At 64.9% G+C, this 26186-nt stretch carries 24 protein-coding genes; 8 read left to right on the top strand and 16 right to left on the bottom strand.

Annotation, left to right across the window (positions count from 1 at the left end; genetic code table 11):
- On the bottom strand, positions 1-813 hold the full coding sequence (locus FOY51_RS09405) for a DUF3097 domain-containing protein (protein ID WP_149429939.1): 813 nt from the start codon (positions 811-813) through the stop codon (positions 1-3).
- Positions 814-880: 67 nt separating this feature from the next.
- On the opposite strand from FOY51_RS09405, the gene FOY51_RS09400 reads away from it, so the two are divergent.
- On the top strand, positions 881-1666 hold the full coding sequence (locus FOY51_RS09400; protein ID WP_149429938.1) for an Rv1486c family protein: 786 nt from the start codon (positions 881-883) through the stop codon (positions 1664-1666).
- Between the two features lie 3 nt (positions 1667-1669).
- Here FOY51_RS09400 and FOY51_RS09395 read toward each other — a convergent pair whose 3' ends face one another.
- From FOY51_RS09395 to FOY51_RS09355, 9 genes are all read right to left on the bottom strand, one after another.
- Positions 1670-2779 carry a serine hydrolase domain-containing protein gene (locus tag FOY51_RS09395; RefSeq protein ID WP_187776251.1) on the bottom strand — a complete coding sequence of 370 codons (1110 nt, stop codon included), beginning with the start codon at positions 2777-2779 and terminating at the stop codon, positions 1670-1672.
- A 60-nt stretch (positions 2780-2839) separates the two neighbouring features.
- Positions 2840-3895, bottom strand: coding sequence for a ferrochelatase (locus tag FOY51_RS09390; RefSeq protein ID WP_149429936.1), 1056 nt, complete (start codon positions 3893-3895; stop codon positions 2840-2842).
- A gap of 1 nt (position 3896) precedes the next feature.
- Positions 3897-4724 (bottom strand): NADH-dependent enoyl-ACP reductase InhA, encoded by an 828-nt coding sequence (inhA, locus tag FOY51_RS09385; protein WP_149429935.1) that lies wholly within the window; start codon positions 4722-4724, stop codon positions 3897-3899.
- Between the two features lie 52 nt (positions 4725-4776).
- Positions 4777-5508, bottom strand: coding sequence for a 3-oxoacyl-ACP reductase FabG1 (gene fabG1 / locus FOY51_RS09380; RefSeq protein WP_149429934.1), 732 nt, complete (start codon positions 5506-5508; stop codon positions 4777-4779).
- 61 nt (positions 5509-5569) lie between these two features.
- On the bottom strand, positions 5570-6565 hold the full coding sequence (locus tag FOY51_RS09375; RefSeq protein ID WP_149429933.1) for a VWA domain-containing protein: 996 nt from the start codon (positions 6563-6565) through the stop codon (positions 5570-5572).
- Positions 6566-6623: 58 nt separating this feature from the next.
- Positions 6624-7571: a DUF58 domain-containing protein gene (locus FOY51_RS09370; RefSeq protein ID WP_149429932.1), complete on the bottom strand. Its 948-nt coding sequence runs from the start codon at positions 7569-7571 to the stop codon at positions 6624-6626.
- On the bottom strand, positions 7568-8722 hold the full coding sequence (locus FOY51_RS09365; RefSeq protein WP_235916210.1) for an AAA family ATPase: 1155 nt from the start codon (positions 8720-8722) through the stop codon (positions 7568-7570). The genes FOY51_RS09370 and FOY51_RS09365 overlap by 4 nt, the downstream gene beginning before the upstream one ends.
- Before the next feature lie 112 nt (positions 8723-8834).
- Positions 8835-10277, bottom strand: a complete 1443-nt coding sequence (locus FOY51_RS09360) for an NlpC/P60 family protein (protein WP_149430052.1) — start codon at positions 10275-10277, stop codon at positions 8835-8837.
- Between the two features lie 406 nt (positions 10278-10683).
- A complete protein-coding gene (locus tag FOY51_RS09355; RefSeq protein ID WP_235916209.1) occupies positions 10684-11232 on the bottom strand; it encodes an Rv1476 family membrane protein in 549 nt (182 codons plus the stop codon).
- Between the two features lie 195 nt (positions 11233-11427).
- Here FOY51_RS09355 and FOY51_RS09350 point away from each other — a divergent pair, with 195 nt between their 5' ends.
- Complete coding sequence (locus tag FOY51_RS09350; protein WP_149429931.1) at positions 11428-14298, top strand: aconitate hydratase; 2871 nt, start codon at positions 11428-11430, stop codon at positions 14296-14298.
- Between the two features lie 97 nt (positions 14299-14395).
- The gene (locus FOY51_RS09345; RefSeq protein WP_149429930.1) at positions 14396-14962 is read left to right on the top strand and encodes a TetR/AcrR family transcriptional regulator; all 567 of its coding nucleotides are present in this window, start codon (positions 14396-14398) and stop codon (positions 14960-14962) included.
- 82 nt (positions 14963-15044) lie between these two features.
- Here FOY51_RS09345 and FOY51_RS09340 read toward each other — a convergent pair whose 3' ends face one another.
- Positions 15045-15563: a MarR family winged helix-turn-helix transcriptional regulator gene (locus FOY51_RS09340; RefSeq protein WP_149429929.1), complete on the bottom strand. Its 519-nt coding sequence runs from the start codon at positions 15561-15563 to the stop codon at positions 15045-15047.
- Positions 15564-15635: 72 nt separating this feature from the next.
- On the opposite strand from FOY51_RS09340, the gene FOY51_RS09335 reads away from it, so the two are divergent.
- Positions 15636-16136 (top strand): cupin domain-containing protein, encoded by a 501-nt coding sequence (locus FOY51_RS09335; RefSeq protein WP_149429928.1) that lies wholly within the window; start codon positions 15636-15638, stop codon positions 16134-16136.
- Positions 16137-16140: 4 nt separating this feature from the next.
- Here the strand turns inward: FOY51_RS09335 and FOY51_RS09330 are convergent, their stop codons facing one another.
- On the bottom strand, positions 16141-16362 hold the full coding sequence (locus tag FOY51_RS09330; RefSeq protein ID WP_149429927.1) for a helix-turn-helix domain-containing protein: 222 nt from the start codon (positions 16360-16362) through the stop codon (positions 16141-16143).
- A gap of 84 nt (positions 16363-16446) precedes the next feature.
- Complete coding sequence (locus tag FOY51_RS09325; RefSeq protein ID WP_149429926.1) at positions 16447-18078, bottom strand: ABC-F family ATP-binding cassette domain-containing protein; 1632 nt, start codon at positions 18076-18078, stop codon at positions 16447-16449.
- 146 nt (positions 18079-18224) lie between these two features.
- Between FOY51_RS09325 and FOY51_RS09320 the strand changes: the two genes are divergently transcribed.
- Genes FOY51_RS09320 through FOY51_RS09305 form a run of 4 tightly spaced genes read left to right on the top strand, consistent with a single transcriptional unit; the run spans position 18225 to position 24134 of the window.
- Complete coding sequence (locus FOY51_RS09320) at positions 18225-18995, top strand: SDR family oxidoreductase (RefSeq protein WP_149429925.1); 771 nt, start codon at positions 18225-18227, stop codon at positions 18993-18995.
- A complete protein-coding gene (locus FOY51_RS09315) occupies positions 18992-20149 on the top strand; it encodes a lycopene cyclase family protein (RefSeq protein ID WP_149430050.1) in 1158 nt (385 codons plus the stop codon). The genes FOY51_RS09320 and FOY51_RS09315 overlap by 4 nt, the downstream gene beginning before the upstream one ends.
- Positions 20149-21036, top strand: coding sequence for a non-homologous end joining protein Ku (gene ku, locus FOY51_RS09310; protein ID WP_149429924.1), 888 nt, complete (start codon positions 20149-20151; stop codon positions 21034-21036). The genes FOY51_RS09315 and ku overlap by 1 nt, the downstream gene beginning before the upstream one ends.
- 56 nt (positions 21037-21092) lie before the next feature.
- Positions 21093-24134 (top strand): hypothetical protein, encoded by a 3042-nt coding sequence (locus tag FOY51_RS09305; protein ID WP_149429923.1) that lies wholly within the window; start codon positions 21093-21095, stop codon positions 24132-24134.
- A gap of 4 nt (positions 24135-24138) precedes the next feature.
- On the opposite strand, the gene FOY51_RS09300 is transcribed toward FOY51_RS09305, so the two are convergent.
- The 3 genes from FOY51_RS09300 to FOY51_RS09290 are packed head-to-tail and all read right to left on the bottom strand — an operon-like array spanning position 24139 to position 26185.
- Positions 24139-24492: a metal-sulfur cluster assembly factor gene (locus FOY51_RS09300; RefSeq protein ID WP_149429922.1), complete on the bottom strand. Its 354-nt coding sequence runs from the start codon at positions 24490-24492 to the stop codon at positions 24139-24141.
- Entirely contained in the window at positions 24489-24935 is a 447-nt protein-coding gene (gene sufU, locus FOY51_RS09295; RefSeq protein ID WP_149429921.1) for a Fe-S cluster assembly sulfur transfer protein SufU, read from the bottom strand. Before sufU ends, FOY51_RS09300 begins: the two co-directional genes overlap by 4 nt.
- On the bottom strand, positions 24932-26185 hold the full coding sequence (locus FOY51_RS09290) for a cysteine desulfurase (protein WP_149429920.1): 1254 nt from the start codon (positions 26183-26185) through the stop codon (positions 24932-24934). Before FOY51_RS09290 ends, sufU begins: the two co-directional genes overlap by 4 nt.
- Position 26186 lies beyond the last annotated feature (1 nt).

Below are 26186 nucleotides of genomic sequence, written 5' to 3'. Positions count from 1 at the left end.
TCAGGCTTCGGTAACGAAGTCCACCAGTCGCTCGACGGCACCGATCAGCGGTGCCTCGAGATCCTTGTAGGAGTCGACGGCCGAGTAGACGCGACGCCAACCCTCTTGCGGTGTCCCCCAGCCCAGCCGGGTGCAGATGCCGGTCTTCCAGTCCTCGCCGCGCGGGACCTTCGGCCAGGCGTCGATGCCGACGGCTTTCGGGCGAACCGCCTCCCACACGTCGATGTAGGGATGCCCCGTCACCAGCACGTGTTCGCCGAGACCCGTAGTGAGCTGCGTTTCCTTGGAGCCGGTCACCAAGTGGTCGACAAGGACTCCCACCCGCCTGCCGGGGCCGGGCCGAAACTCGACGAGCCGCTCGCCCAAGTTGTCGAGTCCTTCGAGGTGCTCGACGACGACGCCCTCGACCCGCAGGTCGTGACCCCACACCCGCTCCACGAGCGCGGCATCGTGCACACCTTCGACCCAGATACGGCTCGGTAGCGCAACACGCGCTCGCACGCCCTGGACCTTGGTGGATCCGGATGCGGAACGAGTCGCAGCGGCCGTTGCCGGTTTCGCGGCCGGACGCGTCAGCGTCACCGCCTTACCGTCGATCAGGAAGGACGCCTCCCGCATCGCGAACAGCCGAGTTCGGCGTTGCCCGTCTTCGAGTCGAACGAAATCACCGTCGTAGGTCCTCTCGAAACCCACCACGGCGCCGCAGAATCCGGTCGCCGCGTCCTCGACAACCAGGTCGCGGTCCGCGGAAACGGTAGGCGCGGGCGTGCGACGGGTGCGGGGATGGCCGGAAAGAATGTCTCGCTCGTACACGGGCGATCACGCTAGGCGAGACGGACCGGTGCGCGCGTCTCGCCACGCCGACATATGCTCGACGATTATGTGTTCGCCCAGTGCCACTCTCGCCGTGTGGGTCAGGTCCTGGCTCACCGGTGACAGCTCGCCCGACGACGTCATCGACGCCCTGCACGAATGGGCGCCGATCCACGTCGTCCGCGCCGCCGACCCCGCCATCGCCGGACGCACCGGTCTTTCCTGGCCCGAGCCCGAAAGTGCCGGAGCCACAACGCTGCTCAAGGCGATCCGAGATGCTGCCACTCCGCCGGACAGCACGATCCGTTTGGTACTCCCCGCGCCCGGCGACGTCCGCGGACTACCCATCGGCACCGACTTCGCGGGCGCTGCGATCGAGGCAGGCGAAGGTGTGATCATCGGTACACCCGGACACAACGGCAGCGGCCTTGTTCCGCATCTGACCGGCGCGGCGATGCTGTGGACGGTCCACGGCGTCGAACTCTCCCCCGACACCGGCGAACGGCAGGGTCTCGGCGAAGCCGAGTACGCGATGCGCGAGGCCGTTCGTGACGCCGCCGAAACACTGGGCGTACTGCAGCGGGTGTCGGTCGGAGGCGGCGGCGACGCGCGCCGGTCGATCGAGAGCGAACTCGCCGACCTCGCCCGCCACCGCTATCCACCCGAATTGAGCGCACGGGCGCAGCGGGTTCTCGACAGTGCCGACCGGGTGGCAGCGATTCTCACCGTCGCGGAACGCGAGCCTGCCACCGCATCGGTATCGGCAAGCGGCGCTGCGGCTTCCGAAGACTTGCTGCGACCCTTGTGGTCAGCTGTACGGTCGGCACGCCTTGCCGCATACGCGTCGACCTGATCGTCAACTGGCTTTCTGCGCGCACACCGCGCGGTCGACCACGCTCAACATGTCCGAGTCGTGATCCACGGCTCCGGTGATCGTCAACGCCACCCCTCGCCCATCGGACGTCGAACCCGCCAATGCCGTATATCCGGGGACGTCGCCCGCATGGCCCCAGAACTGCACGCCACACCCGAACGTGGCGTGCATCAGCCCCAGACCGTAGGTCAGTCCAGGACGGCCTCCCATCGGGACTGCGCTGTGCAACTGCGCCGAGGTTGCCGCGTCCAGCACGGTGCCGTCGCGAAGAGCATCGAAGAAGGCGATGAGGTCGTCCGGCGTCGAGACGATGCCTCCGGCCGCTCCCATCGCCGACGTTTCGGTGTCCGACAACGCTGTGTCGACACCGTCCGGCCCGATCCAGTAGCCGGTCGGATGCGGACCGCGGATCATTCGCTCGCCGGGCTCCGGTAGATACGTGTTGCGCAATCCCAGCGGTTCCGCGATGCGCTGCTGCAGCAACCGCGACACCGGCACACCGGACACCCGCGACGCGATGAGCCCAGCCACGATGTAGTTGGTGTTGGTGTACTTCATCTGTTCGCCCGGTCGAAACTGCCGCGGTGATTGCATCGCGATCTGAAGAATCCGCTCCGGCGTGAACTGTTCCGTACCACCGGATCCGGATTGCATGATGGCGCGGCTGGTGGTGCATTCCGGCAATCCACTGGTGTGTTGGAGCACCTGCCGCACAGTCGGCGCCGGTTCGCTGCCGGCCGAAACGAGTTCGGGCACATAGCGTTCCGCCGGAGCATCGAGGTCGACCCGCCCGTCGCGAACCAACGACAGCACCAGCGCAGCGGTGAACGACTTGGTCACGCTCCCGATCCGCACCTGCTGATCCGAACGCATCGGCGCGCCGGTGGACTTGTCGGCCACTCCGCTGGTCACGCGAAGCTCGGGCCCTGCGCCCTTGACGACGAGAGCAGCCCCGCCTGCCCGGGCCGCACCGACGAGGGTGTCGAGGTCCCGCTGGACGTCGGTCGCGGGCGGCGACGATTCGTCCGCGCAGCCCGCCACCGAAACACCAAGCAGAACAACCAGAATCGGCATGATTCGCAACAGTCGCATCGCGCCAACGTATCGAGATCGAGGTCCGGTCCACATCCGGGAACACCCGGAGATCGACCCCTATTTCTGGCGTGCGGTGCGCGTAGCCATTGCACAACAGCCCGGGTTGCACGGCGCGCCATCGGGCGTCGAACCATACGCCGGTTCCACCCCCAGCCGCTGCGGCGGCGATCCCGCGGTCTGCTCGCCGATCAGTTCGAGGGCGAGTTGGGCGAATCGCGAGTCGGTACCGGGGGTTGCGGCGCGGGCGATCGACATTCCCAGCTCTGCTGCCTTCTCCTGCGCCTCGGTGTCGAGATCCCAGACCACCTCGAGGTGATCGGAGACAAATCCCACCGGGCAGATCACCACTGCGTCCACGCCGTCGGCCGACAGCGCCTCCAGGTGATCGCAGATGTCGGGCTCCAGCCAGGGCACCTGCGGCGGACCGGAGCGCGACTGCCAGACGAGGTCGTGATCGGCGAAACCAGCTGCGGCAGCGCACAATCGAGCCGCCTCGGCAACCTGGCGGCTGTAGAGGTTACCGCCGTCGGACGGCGGGCCTGCCGACGCGTCCGCAGCCACCGGAATCGAGTGCGCCGTGAAGACCAACCGAGCGGTCTCGCGTCGATCGGCGGGCAGCTGCGCAACCGCGGCGCCGATCGCGTCGGCGAACGATGCGATCAGGAGCGGATGGTCGTAGTACTGTCGAAGTTTCACCAGCGTCGGCGCGTCCGATCCGACAGCGTTTCGAGCGCGAACGATGTCTTCGTGATACTGCCTGCAGCCCGAATAGCCGCCCCAGGCCGACGTCGGGAAAACCAGCGCCGAACGAATACCGTCGTCGCGCATCGTCGCAACCGTGTCCTCGACCATCGGGTGCCAGTTGCGGTTGCCGAAGTACACGGGCAGGTCGATACCAGTACGCGCCAGCTCGCTCTCGATCGCAGCGATGATGTCCCGATTGAGCGCGTTGATCGGCGATACGCCACCGAAATGCATGTAGTGCTCCGCAACCGCTTCCAGCCGATCGCGAGGCACTCCCCGGCCCCGAGTGACGTTCTCCAGGAACGGCATCACGTCACTGGGTTGCTCCGGTCCGCCGAAGGACAGCAGCAGGAGCGCATCAGGTCGCACGTCAGGCCATGTCCTCCGGGAACCACGTGTTGTGGCTCGCCCCACCGTCTACGTAGATGATCGAACCCGTGGTGGCGGGCAACCAATCCGAGAGCAGACACACGATCGATTTCGCGACCACCGTCGGGTCGTCGGTGTCCCAGCCTATCGGGCTCGCGCCGTCCCAATAGGTGTTGAGCTGGTTCATCTTTGCCGCATCACCGGTCGCGGTGCCCGCGATGGCCTTGGCTGCAAGCGTCTTGATCGGTCCTGCCGCAATGAGGTTGGAACGAACCTTCTTGGCCTCGCCCACCTCGCGCGCCACGTAGCGGTTGACCGACTCGAGAGCCGCCTTGGCGACACCCATCCAGTTGTAGAACGGCATCGCGGTACGCGGATCGAAATCCATACCGACGATCGAGCCGCCCTCGTTCATCACCGGCAGCACGGCGCGGGCAAGCGACGCGTAGCTCCACGCCGAGATCTCGAATGCCTTCGCCGCGTCGGGGCCGGGGCCGTCGAGGAACGGCAGCGAACCGGGCCCCATCAGGGTCCGCGGCGCGAAGGCGATGGAGTGCAGGACGCCGTCGATACCTTCCGGTGCGATCTCACGAAGGCGATCAGCGAGCGTGCTCAGGTGCTCCTCGTTGGTGGCGTCGAGCTCGATGGCAGGCGGAACCTCCTTGGGCAGCCGCTGGGCGATACGGTCGATCAGTCGCAACCGATCGAAGCCGGTGATGATCACCCGCGCGCCCTCGTTCTGAGCCATGGCCGCGGCGTGGAATGCGATGGAGGCATCGGTGATGATGCCGGTGATGAGGACGGTCTTTCCTTCGAGCAGTCCGCTCATAAGTGACTCTTCTCCAGTGTCGAACAACGATGGAATCGAATAGACGAAAGTGCTAGTGGCCCATGCCCATGCCGCCGTCGACCGGGATGATCGCACCGGAGACGTATGCGGAATCCTCGGACGCGAGGAAGCTGACGACCGCGGCGACGTCCTCGGGCTTGCCGAGCCGCTGCAGCGGGATGAATTCCTTGGCCTTCGCTCGCAGATCGTCGGGCAGTTCGGCCGTCATGTCGGTCTCGATGAATCCGGGTGCCACCACGTTGGCGGTGATCGAACGCGAGCCCAATTCGCGGGTCACCGAGCGGGCCAGGCCGATCACGCCTGCCTTGGACGACGCGTAGTTGATCTGCCCTGGGCCACCCGCGAGCCCGACGACCGAGCCGAGGAAGATCAGTCGTCCCCAGCGGGCGCGCAGCATGTTGCGGTTGGCGCGCTTGGCAACCCGGAAGGCGCCGGTGAGGTTGGCGTCGATGACCTTGGTGAACTGCTCCTCGGTCATCCGCATCAGGAGGGTGTCGTCGGTGATGCCCGCGTTGGCCACCACTACCTCGACCGAACCCTGGTGCTCCTCGACCTCTTTGAACGCACGATCCACGGAATCGGTATCGGTGACATCGCACTGCACTCCGAAGAGTCCGTCCGGAACACCGGAGCCGCGATGGGTGACGGCTACCTTGTGGCCGTCTGCTTTCAGTCGCTTCGCGACAGCGAGGCCGATGCCTCGGTTACCGCCTGTGACCAGCACGGAACGTGACGGCTTCTCGGCTGTGTTGGGGTTCGACATGCTCTCAAACCTAACTGTTAGCTATCCGACAACGGGAAGGGGTCCAGCTCGTCGTTCGATTTCAGGGCAGGCGCTGGCGCAGTACCAGTGCGGTCACCAGACCGGCCGCGGTCACCAGGACGCCGAGAATCAGCCACGGCCGACTTGCGTCGCCGCGGGTCGTCTCGTAGCCGATCTGCTCTTCGAGGGTGTCGAAGACCTTGTTGAGTTCCTCGAGGCTCGTCGCGGTGAAGAAACTACCGCCCGACAGATTGGCGATCTCCCGCAACGACGGGTCGTCCACCGGAACGTCGACACGATCGGTGCCGCCGCCCTCGTTCGGGATGTCGACGGTTCCGTACTTGGTGCCGAACGAAATCGTCGACACGGGAACGCCTTTGGCCTTAGCCTCGCGCGCTGCCGTGTAGCCGCCGCGTGGATCATCGGGACTTTCCGGCACGGTCTGTTTGCCGTCGGACATCATCACGATTCGCGCCGGCGGCGGTTCGTCCGCGCCGCCGAGCACAGCACCGAGCGTTTCGATGGACTGCAGCGCCGTGAAGATGCCCTCGCCGGTGGCGGTCCGTTCGCTGAGCTTGAGCTGATCGATCGCGGCCTTGGTTTCGTCACGATTCGCGGTCGGTGACACCAACACCGATGCGGTACCCGCGAAGGCGACCAAGCCGAGATTGATCCCCGGCGTCAGCCCCTGGACGAACGACTTTGCGGCTGTCTGTGCGGCCACCAGTCGGCTCGGTTTCACGTCGGTGGATTCCATCGACAGCGAGACGTCGATGACCAGCATGACGGTCGCGCGGTTGCGCGGTATCCGCTTGTCCTTGGTGGGGCCGGCAAGAGCGACGGTGAACAGCAGTAGGCCGACCAGCAGCAACGCGATTGGCGCGTGACGCCATCGACCGGGCCGCGCGGGGGCGACCCGCTCCAGCAGTTCCATGTTCGCGAACCGCATCATGTGCTTGTGCTTGGACCGCTGGGCGATCAGATACGCGACGAGGAGCGCCGCAACGACGACCAGGAAGATCAGCCAAATCGGTGCGGAAAATTGCGAAAGACTCATGAGATGGGGCCCTCCCCGCGCATATCAGCGGAGCGGAGCATCGAGTCGACAAGAACAGTCACTGGCGGGGCACCTTCACCGGGGCGCCGAAGCTGTGGCGCCGGGTGGACACGAAACGGACGACGTCGGTGATCCAGTCGCGGTCGGTGCGCAACGTAAGCACCGGTGCACCGCATCCGCGCAGAGTTTGTTCCACCTGATCACGATGCTGCTGCGCCGCGGCCGCGAAATCGGCCCGAAGCTCCGGGCTCACGGAGAACTCGCGGGTACGTCCGGTCTCGGGGTCGTGCAGAACAACGTCTCCCACATCCGGCAATTCCAGATCGCGCGGATCGAGCACCTCGACGGCAAGTAGGTCGTGGCGCGCGGAGATCGCACGCAACGAACGCTGCCAATCGATCGGGCCGAGGAAGTCGCTGATGATGACCGCGAGACCGCGCTTGCGCTGCGGCCGCCGCAACGACTCGATGCCACCCTTCAGATCACCGCGTACGCCGTCGGGTGCTCGCGGCGTGGTCGCGATCTCGCGAAGCATCGTTTGGGCATGCGTGCGACCGCTACGGGCCGGGATGCGCACCGTGTCCGCGCCGGTCGCGACGACAGCACCGATCCGGTTGCCGCCGCCGCTGGTCAGATGGGCGATCGCCGCCGTGGCGGCAACTACCAGATCACGCTTCTCACACCCCGTGGTGCCGAAATCCAGGCTCGACGACAGGTCGGCGACCACCCAGGTTTCCAGCTCGCGGTCGGCGACGGTCTGCCGCACGTGCGGATGGGTGGTGCGAGCGGTGACCGACCAGTCCATCTGGCGAACGTCGTCGCCTGGCTGATACATCCGGGCGTCACCCGGCTCGGAGCCGGGACCGGGGATCAGACCCATGTGGTCGCCGTGCAAGACACCGTCCAGGCGGCGGCGAACCGTCAGCTCGAGCGTGCGCAGTGCAGCGGCAAGCCTCGGATCCGAGAGCTCACCCGACTGGAAGGACGGCGGGTTCGGTGCCGTCACTGCGGCTTGCTGTTCCCGTTCGGCGCGTTCCCGCTCGAGACCGCGCCGCTCGCAACCGGACCGGCTTGCGGAGCCTGCCCGCCTGTCGGAGCTGCCGGCATGGCGGCCCCTGCCGGAACCGGCGCCGTCGGCGCAACCGCCTGCGCGGCCACCTGCGGCAACCCGACGGTCTGCAACACACGGGTGATGACGTCTTCGGGCGACACTTCGTCGGCAAGCGCGTCGTAGGACAGCACGAGGCGGTGACGCAGCACGTCCGGGATGATCTCCAGAACGTCCTGGGGAACCACGTAATCGCGACCGCGGATCAACGCGAGCGCACGAGCTGCAGCAATGATGCCGAGGCTGGCGCGTGGGGATGCGCCGTACGCGATCCAGCCCGCAACATCGTTGAGACCGAATTCGGCAGGCGTGCGAGTCGCTGCGATCACGCGGACCACATAGTCGACAAGCGCATGGTGGACGAACACCCCGCTGGCCACCTTCTGCAGGCGAACCACTTCCTCGGGGTCGAGGATCCGCTTGGCGACCGGGGGTGTGACACCCATCCGGTAGACGATCTCGCGTTCTTCCTCGATCGACGGATAGTCGACGACAACCTTGAACAGGAACCGGTCGCGCTGCGCCTCGGGAAGCGGGTAGACACCCTCGCTCTCGATCGGGTTCTGCGTCGCCATCACCAGGAACGGATCGGGCATCGGGTAGGTCTTGCCACCGATCGAGACGTGCCGTTCGGCCATCACCTCGAGCAGGGCCGACTGCACCTTGGCCGGCGCGCGGTTGATCTCGTCGGCGAGGACGAAGTTCGCGACGACGGGGCCCAGCTCGGTATCGAATTCCTCGCGCCCCTGGCGGTAGATGCGGGTACCGATCAGGTCGGTCGGCACCAGGTCGGGCGTGAACTGGACACGCGAGAACGAACCACCGACCACCGTCGCGAATGTTTCCACCGCCAGCGTCTTGGCGATACCTGGGACGCCTTCGAGCAACACGTGCCCTCTGGCGAGCACACCGACGAGCAGTCGCTCCACCAGGCGATCCTGGCCGACGATCACACGCTTGACCTCGTAGATCGCTTTCTCGAGGGTTTGCGTGTCCTGTGCCAGACTCGCCCCCGCCTCTCGAGAGCCCGCGCTGTCAGATGAGGTCACCAAGAATCCACCGCTTTCACCTTCGAAGTCCTGCCCCGATATGCCTACCGATCCAACTATTCCAGGTGTACCCGATCCGCGCTGGCACCGCCGTCGGATAGTCGGTCTGCCGTCAGGAGACCATCCGCACCACGTACGGCGTCATGCCGTCGTCACGAACCGGCGAAACCTTCACGTGCGAACCGGATTCCGGCGCCTCGAGCATCTGATCGTTGCCCAGATACAGCGCGACATGCTGACTGCCGTTGGCACCGTAGAAGATCATGTCGCCGCGTTTCATCTTCGACGACGGAATCTGCGTGCCCGCTGTGTACTGGTAACCGCTGTAATGCGGAAGCGAAATTCCGATACCGGCGAATGCGTAGACCATCAGGCCCGAGCAGTCGAAGCCGACTTTCCGATAGTCGCCGTAGCTGTCGGCGACGCCACCGTCTCGGATACCGAGCGTCGGACCGTTCTCGTCGCCGCCACCCCATGCGTAGGTGACACCGAGCTGCGACATGCCGCGATCGATCACGGTCTCGATCGCCGCGCTGCCCGTCATGGTCGGCTGCGACGACTTGGTGGTCTTGGAGCTCGTACCGGAATCGTCGGTGCTGTCGCTGGAATCGCCGTCGGTGGAATCACCGTCGCTGGAATCGTTGTCCGACGACTGGTCGGTGCTGTTGTCGTCCTCGACCTGCGTGTGCGGACGCTGACCGGCCGCCAGTTCGGCCGCGCGATCCTTCGCTGCCTGGTTCGCGGCGACCCGCTGGATCGCCTGCATCGCGATCTGCTTGGCGACGTCGGCCGCTGCGGCGAGAGCTGCGTCCTCGGCCTGCTTCTGGTTGTCCCAACCGATGAACGCTTCGCGCTGACCCTGCAGTCCGGCCACGTTGGTGCGGGCGGCATCGAGCTGAGACTGGGCGGAGTCACGCTGCGCCTCTATCTGAGTCTTGCGTGACGCTTCCTGTTGCAGCGCGGCCTGAGCGGTGGCGATGGCCTGTTCCGCCGCGCCTTTCTTCGACTCGGCATCGGCAGCCGCTGCGTCGGCATCCTGCTTCGACTTTCGCGCAGCTGAATCTTTGTTCGCCTCTTCGGTGCGGGCCCGCTGCAAGCCATCGAGGACGGCCTGCTGGCTGCGCGACAACATTTCGAGCGCCTGCGCACGATCGAGAATTTCGTCGGGATTAGACGATCCGAGATACGACGCGATCGACGATGCGGCGCCACCATCGGTGTAGGTCTTCGCCGCGTAGCCGTCGAATTTCTTCTGCGCTTTGTCGATTTCGGTCGTGGCGAAACTCAGTGCCTGCTTACTTGCCGTGACCGCCGCATTTGCAACGTCCGCCGCGCTGCGCGCATTTTGCAGATCGACAAGAGCTTTGTTGACGTCTTCGCGCTTGACCGCTACTGCGTCGTCGAGCTTGCTGAGCTGATCGTTGGCGGAAGCGACCTGGTTGATCAGCGCTCCGACAGCACCGAGCTGGGCTGTCACTGCCGAATTCGCTTGCGAGATATCGCCATCGCTCGGGTTGGGCGGGGGTGGCGGCACGGCCGCACTCTGACCCGGCATCGCTGCGCTGAGCGCAATCGCCAATCCGAATCCGATCAGCGCGCGGGTCACGGACGCTCGAGTTCGGGATGTGTGGCGCGCGTTTCTCGTGCGCGACAAGTCGCTACTGCTCGACCTTCGCCTCACAAATCTCTCCCTCGGTTTCACCTAGCCCACGCGAGAAGAAGACGCCACCGACCCAGGTTCGGGCCGATCGAACGCGCACCCGTGATGCCGACCGAATCAACGGCCACTTCGGCAACTGCGTGTTCTCCGCGACACATCTTCCCCATAAGTGTCAATGGCACCGTACGACACTTTTCCCACTAAAGAAACTCCAGTCACAAATAACAACAACGTAATTCGACAGGCCTTCACCTGCAGATATTGCTGTTTCTTCGAATGGAGCGGGGTGGCGCGAGCCGAGTCAGCTCGAGTGCGAGGAATCCACTGCAGGCGTCTGTGCAGCTGTGACGGGGGCCACAGCGCGAGCGCGTCGCGCCTTGATCGCGTACAGACCGACCGCTGCCAGCGCGGTGCCGGCCAGAATCACGCAGGTGGCACCGGTCCACGGGATCTCGGGTTTGGTGATCTCGGCGACGAAGTTCTGGGACGCGGTTACAGCGTTACCCGTATAGGTATGGTCTTGTCCCGCTTCGAGGGTGACCCGGTCTATCGAACCGCTGAACGTTCCGACCCAGCTCGGGCTGAGCACCAGAACGGTGCCGCCCTCATGCTTCCCGACGTCGGTCGCGAGGTCGCGGAGCTGCGAGTCGCGGATCGGATTCTTGTCCAGTACCACGATGCTGAGATCCACGCCCTTCGAGCGAGCGTCGCGCACCACCGTCGTCAACTGGTCGACGTCTTTGCTGGGCGCGGAGACGTGGTCACCTGCCAGGTCACGGATCACCATGTCGAGATCGGTGTCCGGCGGCAGGTCGGCGGCCGCGGGCGTGAACATGGAAGTCGGAGACACAGGTCAGCAGAGTACGCGACGACCCGATCCGAATTTCCTAGGTTGTGGCGCGATTCCGCCCCGGATTCTCACAGGACAAGCGTACTGTTAAGCTGGAAAGCAGGGGAAACGGGAGTCGACACGTTCGCCCGTATCCTCGAATCCGTCGCCGACACAGCCCTGTCGGCGACACCCTCACACACGAGTGGAGCTGACGTGACTTCAACCAACGATACGTTCGGCGCCAAGGGCACTCTCGAGGTCGGAAGCCAGTCGTACGAGATCTTCCGTCTCTCTGCAGTGCCCGGTACCGAAAAACTTCCCTACGCACTGAAGGTTCTTGCCGAGAACCTGCTTCGCACCGAAGATGGTGCCAACATCACCGCGGATCACATTCGCGCCATTGCCAATTGGGATCCGTCGGCGGATCCGAGCATCGAGATTCAGTTCACGCCCGCCCGCGTGATCATGCAGGACTTCACGGGCGTTCCTTGCATCGTCGACCTCGCCACCATGCGTGAGGCAGTCACGACTCTCGGCGGCGATCCGAGCAAGGTCAACCCACTCTCCCCCGCCGACATGGTCATCGACCACTCGGTGATCCTCGACGTGTTCGGCCGCGCCGACGCGCTCGAGCGCAACGTCGATCTCGAGTACGAGCGCAACGGCGAGCGCTACCAGTTCCTGCGCTGGGGCCAGGGTGCGTTCGACGACTTCAAGGTCGTCCCTCCGGGCATGGGCATCGTCCACCAGGTCAACATCGAGTACCTGGCACCCACCGTCATGACCCGCAACGGTCAGGCCTACCCCGACACCTGCGTCGGCACCGACAGCCACACCACCATGGTCAACGGCCTCGGCGTGCTCGGCTGGGGCGTCGGCGGCATCGAGGCAGAGGCGGCCATGCTCGGCCAGCCCGTCTCCATGCTGATCCCGCGCGTCGTCGGCTTCAAGCTGTCTGGTGAGATCCAGCCCGGCGTCACCGCGACCGACGTGGTCCTCACGGTCACCGACATGCTGCGTCAGCACGGCGTTGTCGGGAAGTTCGTCGAGTTCTACGGCAAGGGCGTGGCAGAGGTTCCGCTGGCCAACCGCGCAACCCTGGGTAACATGAGCCCCGAATTCGGTTCCACCGCAGCGATCTTCCCGATCGACGGCGAAACCATCAACTACCTGCGCCTGACCGGCCGCACCGACGAGCAACTCGCGCTCGTCGAGGCGTACGCCAAGGAGCAGCGCATGTGGCACGACTCTGGAGATGCTGCCGAGGAGGCGACTTACTCCGAGTACCTGGAACTGGACCTGTCCACCGTCGTACCGTCGATCGCAGGCCCGAAGCGTCCGCAGGACCGCATCCTGCTGAGCGAGTCGAAGGTGGCGTTCCGCAAGGACATTCACAACTACACCGACGATTCCGAAGGCGGCGTGGCAGCGACCACCCCGCACACACAGCTCGACGAAGCCGTCGAAGAATCGTTCCCGGCAAGCGATCCGGCAACCCTGTCCTTCGCCGACGACGGCGCAGTGGACGTGCAGTCCGCAGCCAACGGTGCCGAAGGTCGTCCGACCAAGCCGGTCACCGTGAAGACCGACGAGAGCGGCGAGTTCGTCCTCGATCACGGCGCCGTCGTTGTCGCAGGCATCACCTCCTGCACCAACACGTCCAACCCGTCGGTCATGTTGGGTGCGGCCCTGCTCGCTCGCAACGCCGTGGAGAAGGGCCTGTCCACCAAGCCGTGGGTCAAGACCAACATGGCACCGGGTTCGCAGGTCGTCACCGACTACTACGAGAAGGCCGGTCTGTGGCCCTACCTCGAGAAGCTCGGCTACTACCTCGGCGGCTACGGCTGTACCACCTGCATCGGTAACACCGGCCCGTTGCTCGAGCCGATCTCGAAAGCGATCAACGACAACGACCTCACCGTCACCGCGGTGCTGTCGGGCAACCGCAACTTCGAAGGCCGCATCTCCCCCGATGTGAAGATGAACTACCTGGCGTCGCCGCCGTTGGTCATCGCCTACGGTCTCGCGGGCACCATGGACTTCGATTTCGAAGCCGATCCGCTTGGTCAGGACACCGATGGCAACGACGTGTTCCTCAAGGACATCTGGCCGTCGGCGCAGGAGATCGACGACACCATCAAGTCGGCGATCAGCCAGGACATGTTCCGCAACTCCTACGCCACCATCTTCGACGGTGACCAGCGGTGGCAGAACCTGTCGACTCCCGAGGGCGACACCTTCGCGTGGGACGAGAACTCCACCTACGTCCGCAAGGCGCCGTACTTCGACGGCATGGAGATGGAACCGTCTCCGGTCGGCGACATCTCGGGCGCCCGCGTGCTGGCCCTGCTGGGCGATTCGGTCACCACCGACCACATCAGCCCGGCCGGTCCGATCAAGCCGGGCACCCCGGCCGCGCAGTACCTGGACAGCCATGGTGTCGAGCGCAAGGACTACAACTCGCTCGGCTCGCGTCGCGGTAACCACGAAGTGATGATTCGCGGCACGTTCGCGAACATCCGGTTGAGAAATCAGCTCCTGGACAGTGTCGTCGACGGCGGAGTGTCGGGCGGCTACACCCGCGACTTCACCCAGGACGGTGGACCGCAGTCGTTCATCTACGACGCGTCGCAGAACTACCAGAAGGCCGGCATCCCGCTGGTCGTGCTGGGTGGCAAGGAATACGGTTCCGGTTCCTCGCGCGACTGGGCAGCCAAGGGCACCAGCCTGCTGGGCGTCAAGGCGGTCATCGTCGAGTCGTTCGAGCGCATCCACCGGTCGAACCTGATCGGCATGGGCGTCATTCCGCTGCAGTTCCCGGCAGGCGAGTCCGCCAAGTCGCTGGGCCTGACGGGCACCGAGACGTTCGACATCGAGGGCATCACGGAGCTCAACAACGGCAAGACGCCGAAGACCGTGCACGTGACCGCCACCAAGGCCGCGTCCGATGATCCGGCTGCGCCGGGGGCAGGCGAGAAGGTCGAGTTCGACGCGGTCGTGCGCATCGATACCCCCGGTGAAGCGGACTACTACCGCAACGGCGGCATCCTGCAGTACGTGCTGAGGAACATGGTCAACGCGTAGTGCGCGCGGGGGCACGGGCGCACTACGCGTCCGTGCCCCCCGCCCACCCGTGTGTGTTCGCACCCGTGCTCTTGCGGGTGACGACGAAGGAGGCAGCGTGCCCAAAGTCAGCGAGGATCATCTCGCCGCTCGGCGTAGCCAGATTCTCGATGGCGCGCGGAGTTGCTTTGCTGCGCACGGGTACGACGGCGCGACCGTTCGCCGACTTGAAGAAGCCACCGGGCTCTCCCGCGGCGCGATCTTCCACCACTTTCGCGACAAGGATGCGTTGTTCCTCGCGCTGGCGCACGAAGATGCCAGCCGCATGGCCGATGTCGCGGCCGAGCAGGGCCTGGTTCAGGTCATGCGCGACATGCTCGCCCATCCCGAGCAATTCGATTGGCTCGGAACACGTTTGGAGATCGCTCGCCGACTCCGCACCGACGCCGAGTTCCGCAACGGCTGGTCGCAGCGATCTGCTGAACTCACCGAAGCAACCGTGCAACGACTGGAGCGGCAGAAGGCCGCCGGTCGGCTACGCGACGACGTGCCCACCGATGTGCTGCTCGGCTACTTGGATCTGGTCCTCGACGGCCTCATCGCCCGCATTGCGTCCGGGCACACCAGCGACAATCTTTCGGCCGTGCTCGATCTCGTCGAGGCCTCGGTCCGCCGCCAACATTAACGAGAGCGCAATCCAATTCTGCGCACCGAATTTGTATCCGAGCGCGAAACTTACTGCGCCAGTATAGATTCGATGCGCGAAATCAGGAGGCGCCGCCGGGGCGCTCGCGTCTGCCCATCGCCGCAGAAAGTTTGCGCACGAGCCGATCGAGTTCGGCTCGATCGTGCTTGGTCAGCGATTCGATCAACCCCTCTTCGTTGTCGACGTGCTCCGCAACGACGCGATCGATCAACGTCTTGCCGTCGTCCGTCAGCACGACGCGGATGCTTCGACGATCGCCGGCATCCGCAATCCGTTGCACAAGGCCGGCCGACTCCAGGCGATCGAGTCGCCCCGTCATGCCTGCGCGCGACAGCATCAACTGCTCGGCGAGCACGGACGGATTCAATTCGTAGGGCGCCCCCGAACGGCGCAGTGCCGCAAGGACATCGAACTCGCCGCGCTGCAGACCGTTTCGCACGAACGTCGAATTGATCGCCTCCTCGGCGAGGAGCGCCAGTCGGCCGAGCCGCCCGAAGAGCGCCATAGCCTCGGTCTGCAGATCGGGTCGTTCGCGCTGCCACTGCGCGACCACAGTTTCGACGCGATCGTTTTCAGTCATGGACACAGCGTAGTTCGTCGAGTTATAGTTCGGTGGTGAATTATATTGGGTCGAATTACCTAGGAGCCTCCAATGACTACTGACATCAGCGCACCCGCAGCGATCGTTCTCCCCGAGGAAGCCGAAGTTCTCGGGGACGATAGTTCGTCGATTCGATTGCTCACCGACGCCTCCGCTACCGGCGGCGCGGTGAGTTCGCTCGAGGTCCGCATGGCAGCAGGCGTCGATGGCGCGTCGCCGCACTTCCACACCAGATCGTCCGAACTTTTCTACGTGATCGACGGCGAATTGCAGGTGTTGGCCGACGACAAGATCATGACGGTGGGCGCGGGCGGGTCGTTGGTGGTTCCCAAGCGGATGATCCACGCGTTCGGTGCTGCTCCCGGCGCTCCGGCCCGGGTACTGATTGCGCTCACGCCGGGTGTCGAACGATTCGACTACTTCCGACTGCTCGGCCGAATCCGCGACGGCGAGGCAACGGCCGACGATCTGATGGCCTCACAGGATCGCTTCGACAACCACTTCGTCGGCGCCCCGAACTGGTGGGCAGAGCGGGAGGCGGGGCGGCGCTGACGCGTCAGACACCCGGCTTACGTCGGTTCGCTCCCCCGCGACCGCGCAGTACCACGTCGGATTCGACGAGGACGTTGTGCACGAATCCGTACGAACGTCCAGTCGTCTTCGCAAGAGATCGAATGCTCGCACCGGCCTCGTATTGCTTCTTCAACTGAGACTGCAAACGATCACGCGACTTGCCCGTGACACGCGCACCCTTGGGAAGACCAGCATCATCGCCCACGGCTTCCTCCAGTCAGCAGACCAGCGTATTTCCAGGCTAGACACCGACTTCGGGATAGATCAACAACGCGAAGCTAACGATCCGCTACGCGAGCTGAATCAATTCGAGATACTCGGCCGACCAGTGGTCCTCGCTACCGTCGGGCAACAGGATCACCCGCTCCGGCGACAGCGCCTCGGCAGCGCCCGGATCGTGCGTCACCAGCACGACGGCACCGGCATAGCTTCGCAGCGCATCGAGAACTTGCTCGCGGGAGATCGGATCGAGGTTGTTGGTGGGCTCGTCGAGGAGCAACACGTTGGCCGCGGACGACACCAAACCGGCCAGCGCCAGGCGCGTCTTCTCACCGCCGGAGAGTGTGCCGGCGGGCTGCTCGAGCTGTGGACCGGTGAACATGAACGCACCGAGCAGGCCACGAAGGTCCTGCTCTCCCGCGTCCGGTGCCGCGTGGCGGATGTTCTCCCAGACGGTGGCTTGATCGTCGAGTGTGTCGTGCTCCTGCGCGAAGTACCCGATTTTCAGGCCGTGCCCGGGCACCAGGTTGCCTGCGTCGGGCTGCTCGGCACCGGCGAGAATTCTCAGCAACGTTGTCTTGCCCGCGCCGTTGAGACCGAGCACCACCACGCGACTGCCGCGATCGATCGCAAGATCGACTCCGGTGAAGATCTCCAGCGAGCCGTAGACCTTGGTGAGGTTCTCCGCCATCAGCGGGGTCTTGCCACAGGTCGCGGGCTCGGGGAAGCGGATGTGCGCGACCTTGTCCGACACCCGAACCTCGTCCAGCGACGCCATCAGCTTGTCGGCGCGCTTCGCCATGTTCTGGGCTGCGGTGGCCTTGGTGGCCTTCGCGCCGAGCTTGGCCGCCTGGATGCGGAGCGCACCCGCCTTCTTTTCGGCGTTGGCGCGCTCGCGTCGACGCCGCTGCTCGTCGGTGGCACGCGCGTCCAGGTATTTCTTCCAACTCATGTTGTAGACGTCGGCTTCGGCGCGAACGGCGTCGAGGAACCACACCCGGTTCACCACATCGCCGAGCAGCTCGACATCGTGGCTGATCACGATGAGGCCGCCCTCGTGGCTCTGCAGGAAGCCACGCAGCCAGGTGATCGAATCGGCGTCGAGGTGGTTGGTGGGCTCGTCGAGCAGGAGCGTCGTGTCCGAGCGACCGCCACTGCCGTCGGACGCGGCGAAGAGGATGCGCGCCAGTTCGACTCGCCGACGCTGACCACCGGACAGGGTTCGCAACGTCTGGCCCAGAATCCGGTCGGGCAAGCCGAGGCTGTTGCAGATGCGGGCCGCTTCGCTTTCGGCAACGTAACCACCGAGTGACGAGAAGCGGTCCTCGAGCTGACCGTATTTGCGGATGGCGCGTTCCTGCTCCACCTCGTCGACCACCTCGGCCATCAGGAGCTGCTGCTTCTCCATGTCACGCAGCATGGTGTCGAGCCCGCGTGCGGAGAGCACCCGATCCTTGGCAAGCACGTCGAGGTCACCTTCGCGAGGATCCTGCGGCAGGTAACCGACGTCGCCGCTACGCACCACCTCGCCCGCGTACGGCTCGCCCTCGCCGGCGAGAATGCGGAGGCTGGTGGTCTTACCTGCGCCGTTACGACCGACCAGGCCGATACGGTCGCCGGCCTGGACTCGAAGTGCAGGCCCTGGCGCGGACAGGAGGGTGCGCACACCGGCACGGACCTCGAGGTCGGTGGCGGTAATCACGGCATCTCCCTTACAGCGGCTGGCATCCGACGTTCGTCGGAACACGGATGTCTCCATGCTGATCGTGGCACAAAGAACTTCCCAGTTTAACCGCGAACGCCACCGCGCTCGACCATCTCGCCGGTGACTCCGCTAACGTTCGAGTCATGGGTGATGTGAAGGATCTTTCAGGCAAAAGTGCGCTGATCACGGGAGCCAGCCGTGGCATCGGCAAGGCGATCGCCGCCGAACTGCTCTCGCGCGGAGCGAACGTGCTGATCACAGCGCGCAAGCCCGAGCCACTGGAGGAAGCGGCGACAGAACTGTCCGCCTTGGGCCACGACGGCAAGGTGGTGACGCTCGCAGGCAACTCCGGCGACGCAGGGTCGCGCGCGGAGGCTGTCGATCTCGCAGTCAGCGAACTCGGGTCGCTCGACATTCTCGTCAACAACACCGGCATCAACCCCGTGTACGGCTCGTTGATGGACGCCGACCTGGACGCCGTTCGCAAGATTTTCGACGTCAACGTGGTCGCCGCACTCGGTTACCTGCAGCAGGCGCACCGGGCCTGGATGGGCGAACACGGCGGCGCTGTGGTCAACCTTGCAAGCGTTGCGGGCATCCGCTCCACCGGACTGATCGCTGCCTACGGCGCGTCCAAGGCGGCACTTATTCGACTCACCGAGGAACTGGCATGGCAGCTCGGCCCGAACATTCGGGTCAACGCCGTTGCACCCGCTGTCGTGAAGACCAAGTTCGCTGCCGCCCTCGTCGCCGCAGGCGAAGAGGCCGCGGCTGCGCCCTACCCGATGAAGCGGCTCGGCTCGCCCGAGGACGTCGCGTCGCTGGTCGGGTTCCTCGTCTCCGATGCCGCATCGTGGATCACCGGCGAAACCGTGCGGGTGGACGGCGGCCTTCTCTCCACCGGTGGGCTCTGACCGCCGACGTAGTAGTCGTCGGCCTCGGTCCTGCAGGACGGGCACTTGCGCACCGCTGCAGCGTCCGAGGTCTCGACGTGGTCGCAGTCGATCCACATCCGGATCGGCGGTGGACCCCCACCTACGCCGCATGGTCCGACGAGCTGCCGGGCTGGCTCCCGGATGCGGCGGTCGGTGTCACCGTTGCGTCGGTCGGTGTGTGGACCGCTCGGGCGCGGACCTTGGCACGGGCCTACACCGTTCTGGACACGCCAGGGCTGCAACAGGCGCTGACGATCGACGGCGTTCGGGTGGTCGCGGCGAGCGCAACGCGCGTCGATCGCACCTCGGTCACGATGTCGGACGGCCGAATCATCAAGGGCAGCAACGTCGTCGATGCTCGCGGCCTGTTCGACGCGTCGGGGTTGGCCGAGCAGACCGCATTCGGATTGGTGGTCGACTCCGCTGTCGCCGAACCCATCCTCGACGGGGCCGCGGCGTGGTTCATGGACTGGCGCAGCGACAACGGTGCCGCACCGGACGATCAGCCGTCGTTTCTCTACGCGGTGCCGACTTCGGACGACCGCGTTCTCCTCGAGGAAACCTGCCTGGTCGGCAGACCGGCGCTCGATCAACGTGAATTGGCGGCCAGGCTCCGAAACCGCCTTGCTGCCCGCAGTGTCGGCTTGACCGGCACCGAACAGGTGGAGCGAGTGCGCTTCGCCGTGGAGGCACCGAAGCGGTCACGACGAGGCGGTGCAACGGCTTTCGGTTCGCGCGGCGGCATGTTGCACCCGGGCACCGGCTACAGCGTCGCCGCATCGCTTACGTGCGCCGAGCCGCTCGCTGCCGCGATCGCCAACGGACACAACCTCGACCACACCTTGTGGCCTGCCCGCACGAAAGCGATCGCCGCACTACGGGCGGCAGGACTGCGAACCTTGCTGGATCTCGACCCGACGCAGGTGGTGCCCTTTTTCGACGCGTTCTTCGAACTTCCACTGCCGCAGCAGCGGGCGTATCTATCGCAACGAACCAACTTCGCGGAGACTGCCGCCGCGATGGGCAACCTGTTCCGCGTCCTGCCCGCCGACCTACGCCGCGCGGTAACGGGATCGTCGCTTTCGATGGGCAAATACTCGCCAATTCGGGCACTTTCCACCATTATTGAATGATGAGATCGATCTGGAAGGGCTCCATCGCATTCGGGCTCGTGAACGTCCCGGTGAAGGTCTATACCGCCACCGAGGACCACGACATCAAGTTTCACCAGGTCCACGGCAAGGACGGCGGTCGCATCAAGTACGACCGCGTCTGCTCCGTATGCGGAAAGTCCGTGCAATACGCGGACATCGACAAGGCGTGGGAGTCGGCCGACGGCGAGAAAGTGATCCTCACCGACGACGATTTCAGCAAACTTCCTGCTGCCGAGAAACATGAGATCCCGGTGCTGCAGTTCGTCCCGTCGGAGCAACTGGATCCGATCTTGCTCGACAAGAGCTACTACCTCGAGCCGGACTCGGCCACCCCGAAGGCGTACGTCCTGCTGGCGCGCACACTCGAGAAGATCGATCGAACTGCGTTGGTGCACTTCACTCTCCGTCAGAAGACACGCCTTGCCGCACTGCGCGTCCGCGACGGCGTGCTCGTACTGCAGACGCTGCTGTGGCCGGACGAGGTGCGCGCGGCCGAGTTCGAGTCCCTCGACGGCGTCGCCGAGCCGCGACCGAACGAAATCGCCATGGCGGAGACGCTCGTCGAAACGATGTCCGACGATTTCGATCAGTCCGAGTTCACCGACGACTATCAGATCGAGTTGAAGAAGATGCTCGACGAGACGATCGCGGCCGGCGGCAAAAAGGTGGTGCAGCCGGAGAAGCAGGAAGAGCAGGAAGAAGACGCGGAAGTGGTCGATCTCGTTGCGGCCCTGCAGCGCAGCGTGGATGCGGCAGGCAAGAAACCGACAGAGTCGGCGGCTGCCAAGAAGGCTCCGGCAAAGAAGTCCGCAGCGAAGAAGGCACCCGCAAAGAAGACCGCGACAGCCGAGCGAAAGGGCGCTTGAGCCCAATCTTGCCGTCGCCGAGCTAGCGGGATCACGATGTATGCCGAGGGGCCGACATGGTGGCTGGTGGAGTTGTCGCTCGCACTGTGATTCGGCCTGATCCGGGCCCCGTCCGACGCTGGTTCAGTCTGCTCGTCGTTGCCGTGGCCGCGGCAATATCGATGAGCGAGATCAATCGGTTGATTGCCACCGCCGTCGCGGATCCGGAGATCGTGGCGCAGGCGGGTAAGCGAGCGAGTATCGATTCCGTTCTCGCACCGACTGCGTTCACGCACCGCGATGCCTGGCAGGTGTGGGCGGACACGACGCACCCGGGTGCGATCGCACTGTGGATCGTCATTCACGTCGCACTGGATCTTGTACTCGTCGCGTGCATGTTCCTGTGGCTGCGCACGGTGCTGGAAAGACGGACGCCCGAGCGTCGAGCGCTGCGGTGGGTCGTCGGTCTCGAAGCGGGCGAGGCAGTCGTGTTCCTGATCGGCGCGCTTGTCGTCGATCAGGGTGGTGCACCGGGCTGGTTCACGTGGTTCGCGGCCGTGGTGACGTCGCTCAAATGGATTGCCTACCTTGGGCTCCTGATCAACGTCGTCCGCAACTATCAGCTCCGGCACTCCATGTTTCGTGCGACGAGACGGGTGTGGCGCGCACTGTGGGTGCAGCGGCTGTCGGCGATTGTCGTCGCTGGCGTCGGGATTCTTGCGCTGGTCCCGAAAGAGAACATCTTCGACCAAGGCCCCGACGTCGTCCGCAGCTGGTTCGACCGCGACGGAAGCGGAATCTGGGATGCTGTCTTCGCCATCCTCATGTCGATTGCGATCGCCTGCCTGCTGCTGGTTCAAGGTCGACAGCGCACCGAGCGCGCATATGCCCACGACGCGAACTCCACGGCCGCACCGGATTCGAGGCCCGCACAGCTGTGGTGGTGGCTGATCGCGCCGGTAGTCGTGCTGGTAGCCGCAGTCGTCACCCTGACCGAAGAAGTGTCGACCGTTCGGTGGCGACCACTGTTGGTGTCCATCGCGATTCCGGTTGCGCTGGTGGTCATCTCGTTCGGAATTCGCCGATGGCGCGCGCACAACGGCACCAGCCCACCCCCGCTGGGCGAGAAGCCGGACGAAGAGCCACTGGGCCAATCGACCTGGATCGCGGGGGATGTCCTCGCACTGGCTGCTCTTGTGGTGTTGGCGCTCGCGGTGGTGCGCGGGCTGGTCGCGCCCGTTGCACTCGGCCTCAGCGATGTCCGCGACCTGCCGGTTGTACAGCTAATCGCCCTCGTGGTCGGTGTGGCTGTCGCAGTGGCGATTCCGCTTCTCGCGATTCGTCCGCTGCTGAAATTCCCGAAAGAGTCCGCGGGCGAGTCCAACTGGGCGGTCACGCTGATGGATCCTGGCGACTCGGTCGACCCGTCGGGCTGGGCAAATCTGCTTCCCGTCGTCAGCTTCATCGGAGTCGTTGCGCTCGCGCGCTGGCCGATCGAGATCGGCAGCTCGATCGGCGTCATCGCGATGGTGACACTTGTCCTCGGCATCTGGTCGTTGATGTTGGGCTTCTTGATCATTCACCTTCAGGCGCGGCAGCCGTTGGAACTGTTCCGCGAGCTCCGCATGGAGGCCAACCCGTTCCTGACGTTCACCGCCGTGACACTGATACTCGTCGCCTGGTTGGGTGGCGATCAACGGCTTCACGAGATTCGGCACGGCGTGGCCGGTGCCGACGCGGTGGCCGCAGCGGCGGCGCGACCAAACCTGCGGACAACTTTCGATCGATGGTTGGCCTCGAGCTCTGCCTGTGATCGCACCGTCGCGCTGGCGAACAACGCAGGCGAGGCGAAGGTTCGGCCGCTGCTGCTGCTCGGCGCGAGCGGCGGTGGCATCCGCGCTGCCGAGTGGACCGCCGGTGTTGTGACAGTACTGTCCAGCTCCAGCTCCTGCGGCGCGTCGGCGACCATGCTGTCCAGTGGAGTATCGGGCGGCTCCGTCGGGCTGGCGTTGACGCGCGGCCTGCCTGGCACGACCGGCGCCGATCCGTTGCGCTTGACCGAAAAAGTCGGCGAATCCGATGCGCTTGCCGCAGGCCTTGCAGGCCTCGGAGTGGGTGATCTGGTCGCCGGCGCGTCGGGAATCCTGTTGGCCCCCAATGGATCAGACCAGTGGATAGATCGAGCAGGGTTGATCGAAACGGTGTGGGAGAAGAAGTCCGCTGCGATGCGTCAGACGTTCCAGCCGACGGACATCGAGGGTCCGGCGGGCGCATTGGTTTTCAATGCCACCTCGGCAACGTCGAAATGCCGAGTCCAGATCAGCCAGGTCGATCTCAGTCAGAACTTCGAGCCGGTGCCCTCGACCGGCGATTGCCGGGCGTATTCCGGTGCCCCGGCAGGTTCGATCGACCTGCTGTCCGCAGGCGCGAAATGTGGGCTGCCCGAGACGTGGGCGACCGCGTCGTTCATCTCGGCACGATTCCCCTATGTCACACCGACCGCGCGCACCGGGCTCGACGACTCGTGCCCGAAGGCCGACATGCAGTTGGTCGACGGCGGCTATGCCGAGGAATCGGGACTCGGCACGATTGCGGACATCTCCCCCGGGCTGTCGGCGATCATCCGTGACCACAATGCCCCGATCCTCGATCAGATCGCGCGTGATCGCCGATCCGCCAGTCCGATCGTTGTGCCGCTGGTCGTCTATCTGGACGACGAGCCAGGCGAAGACCTACTCCGCGACATCGGACGCCCGATCGCCGAGATTCTGGCGCCCACGCAGATTCAGAGTCCCGCGCATGCGCAGCTGAGTTCGTGGCGCAGCCTGGGCCAGCGCATCACCAACGAGCTGCGAACCAGCTGCGGATCGCCCGGTAACGCGATCTGCGCCCAGGTATCGAAGTCGGTCGGAAGTAACTTCGGGAGTGACTCGTCGTACTTCCTGACCGTCGCACCACCGACCGAGCCCAGCGTCCGAGCGCCTTTGGGCTGGGTGTTGTCCGACGAAAGTCACGACTCTTTGCGCAAACACCTTGTGGTCGACAGGAATTCGGCAAGCGGCTGCGCCGAGGCAGCGAGCAATCTTTGCGGATTGCTCACCATGCTCGATCGGCCGTAGCGAGTCAGACTGTGAAGCCCAAGGCCCGCAACTGCTCGCGACCGTCGTCGGTGATCTTGTCCGGGCCCCACGGCGGCATCCAGACCCAGTTGATCTTCAAATCGGCGCACAAGCCGCTGCGCACCAGTGCATTTCGGGACTGATCTTCGATGACGTCGGTCAGCGGGCAGGCCGCAGATGTGAGTGTCATGTCCAGCAGGGCAACGTCTTCCTCGTCGACGTCGATGCCGTAGACCAGGCCGAGGTCGACCACGTTGATGCCGAGTTCGGGATCGACGACATCGCGCATCGCCTCTTCCAGATCCTCGAGCAACTTTTCTTTCTCGGCGGACACCGCTTCCGGCTGCGTCTCCGTCATGATGCTTGCCTCTCGTCGATACGAACTACCGCGTCCTTGAAGGCCATCCAGCCCAGAAGAGCGCACTTGACTCTGGCCGGGTACTTCGACACACCTGCGAAGGCAACGCCGTCGCCGATCACGTCTTCATCGCCCTCGACGCTACCCCGGCTGCCGATCATTTCGTTGAACGCATCCACCACTTTCATGGCCTCGTCCAGCGGCAACCCGATGACCTGATCCGTGAGCACCGACGTCGATGCCTGGCTGATCGAGCAGCCCTGCCCGTCGTAGGACACATCGGCGATCTTGCCGTCCTGAATGTCCACCCGCAGCGTCACCTCGTCACCGCACGTCGGGTTGACGTGGTGCACCTCGGCGCCGAACGGCTCGCGCAGGCCCCGCGCATGCGGGTGCTTGTAGTGATCGAGGATCACTTCCTGGTACATCTGTTCCATTCTCAAGGCGTCACCCCGAAGAACTGCTGAGCCTTCCGCACCGCGGCAACCAGCGCGTCGACTTCGTCGACGGTGTTGTAGATCGCGAACGACGCACGGGCGGTGGCTGCGACGCCGAAGCGACGATGCAGCGGCCAGGCACAGTGGTGGCCGACGCGGATAGCTACGCCTTCGTCGTCGAGGATCTGTCCGAGATCGTGGGCGTGAATGCCGTCGACGACAAACGCCACTGCTCCCCCACGCTCGACATTCTCGGTGGGACCGATGATGCGAACACCCTCGATGGCACCCAAGCCTTCGAGCGCAGCCGAGACGAGCGCATGCTCATGTGCGGCAACGACATCCATGCCGATTGCCTCCAGATAGCGCACGGCGGCACCGAGTCCGACCACCTGCGATGTCATCGGCACGCCGGCTTCGAACCGCTGCGGCGGTGGAGCAAACGTGGTTTTCTCCATCGTCACGGTCTCGATCATGGAGCCACCGGTAATGAAGGGCGGCAAGGCATTCAGCAGCTCACGCTTGCCGTAGAGCACTCCGACGCCGGACGGGCCGAGCATCTTGTGGCCGGAGAAGGCGGCGAAATCGACGTCGAGGTCGCGGAAGTTCACCGGCATGTGCGGTACCGACTGGCACGCGTCGAGCACGACCAGCGCACCAACGGCCCGCGCACGTCGAACCAAGTCGGCAACGGGAGCCACAGCACCCGTCACGTTGGACTGATGGGTGAACGCGACGACCTTGACGGCGTCGGTCAGCTCCAGCGAATCCAGGTCGATGCGACCGTCGTCGGTGACGCCGTACCAGCGCAGCGTCGCACCGGTCCGCAGCGCAAGCTCCTGCCACGGAACCAGATTGGCGTGATGCTCGAGCTCGGTGATCACGATCTCGTCACCCGGCTTCAGATGGCGATCGAAGCGGGTGTCGGCGAACGCGTAGGTGACGATGTTCAGCGCTTCGGTCGCGTTCTTGTTGAAGGCGATCTCGCCGTCCTCGACACCCACGAACCGCGCGACATCGGCACGCGCACCCTCGTAGGCATCGGTCGCTTCCTCGGCGAGCTGATGCGCGCCACGATGCACGGCGGCATTGTGGTGGGTGAGGAAATCGCGTTCGGCGTCGAGCACTTGCACCGGGCGCTGCGACGTCGCGCCCGAGTCCAGGTAGACGAGCGGCTTGCCGTCACGCACGGTGCGGCTGAGGATGGGAAAGTCCAACCTCAACTTCGCGACGTCAAGCGTTTCGACGGTCGTCATC

This window comes from Antrihabitans cavernicola, assembly GCF_008297975.1.
Taxonomy (GTDB): domain Bacteria; phylum Actinomycetota; class Actinomycetes; order Mycobacteriales; family Mycobacteriaceae; genus Antrihabitans; species Antrihabitans cavernicola.
This window is presented reverse-complemented; position numbering and strand designations above follow the sequence as displayed.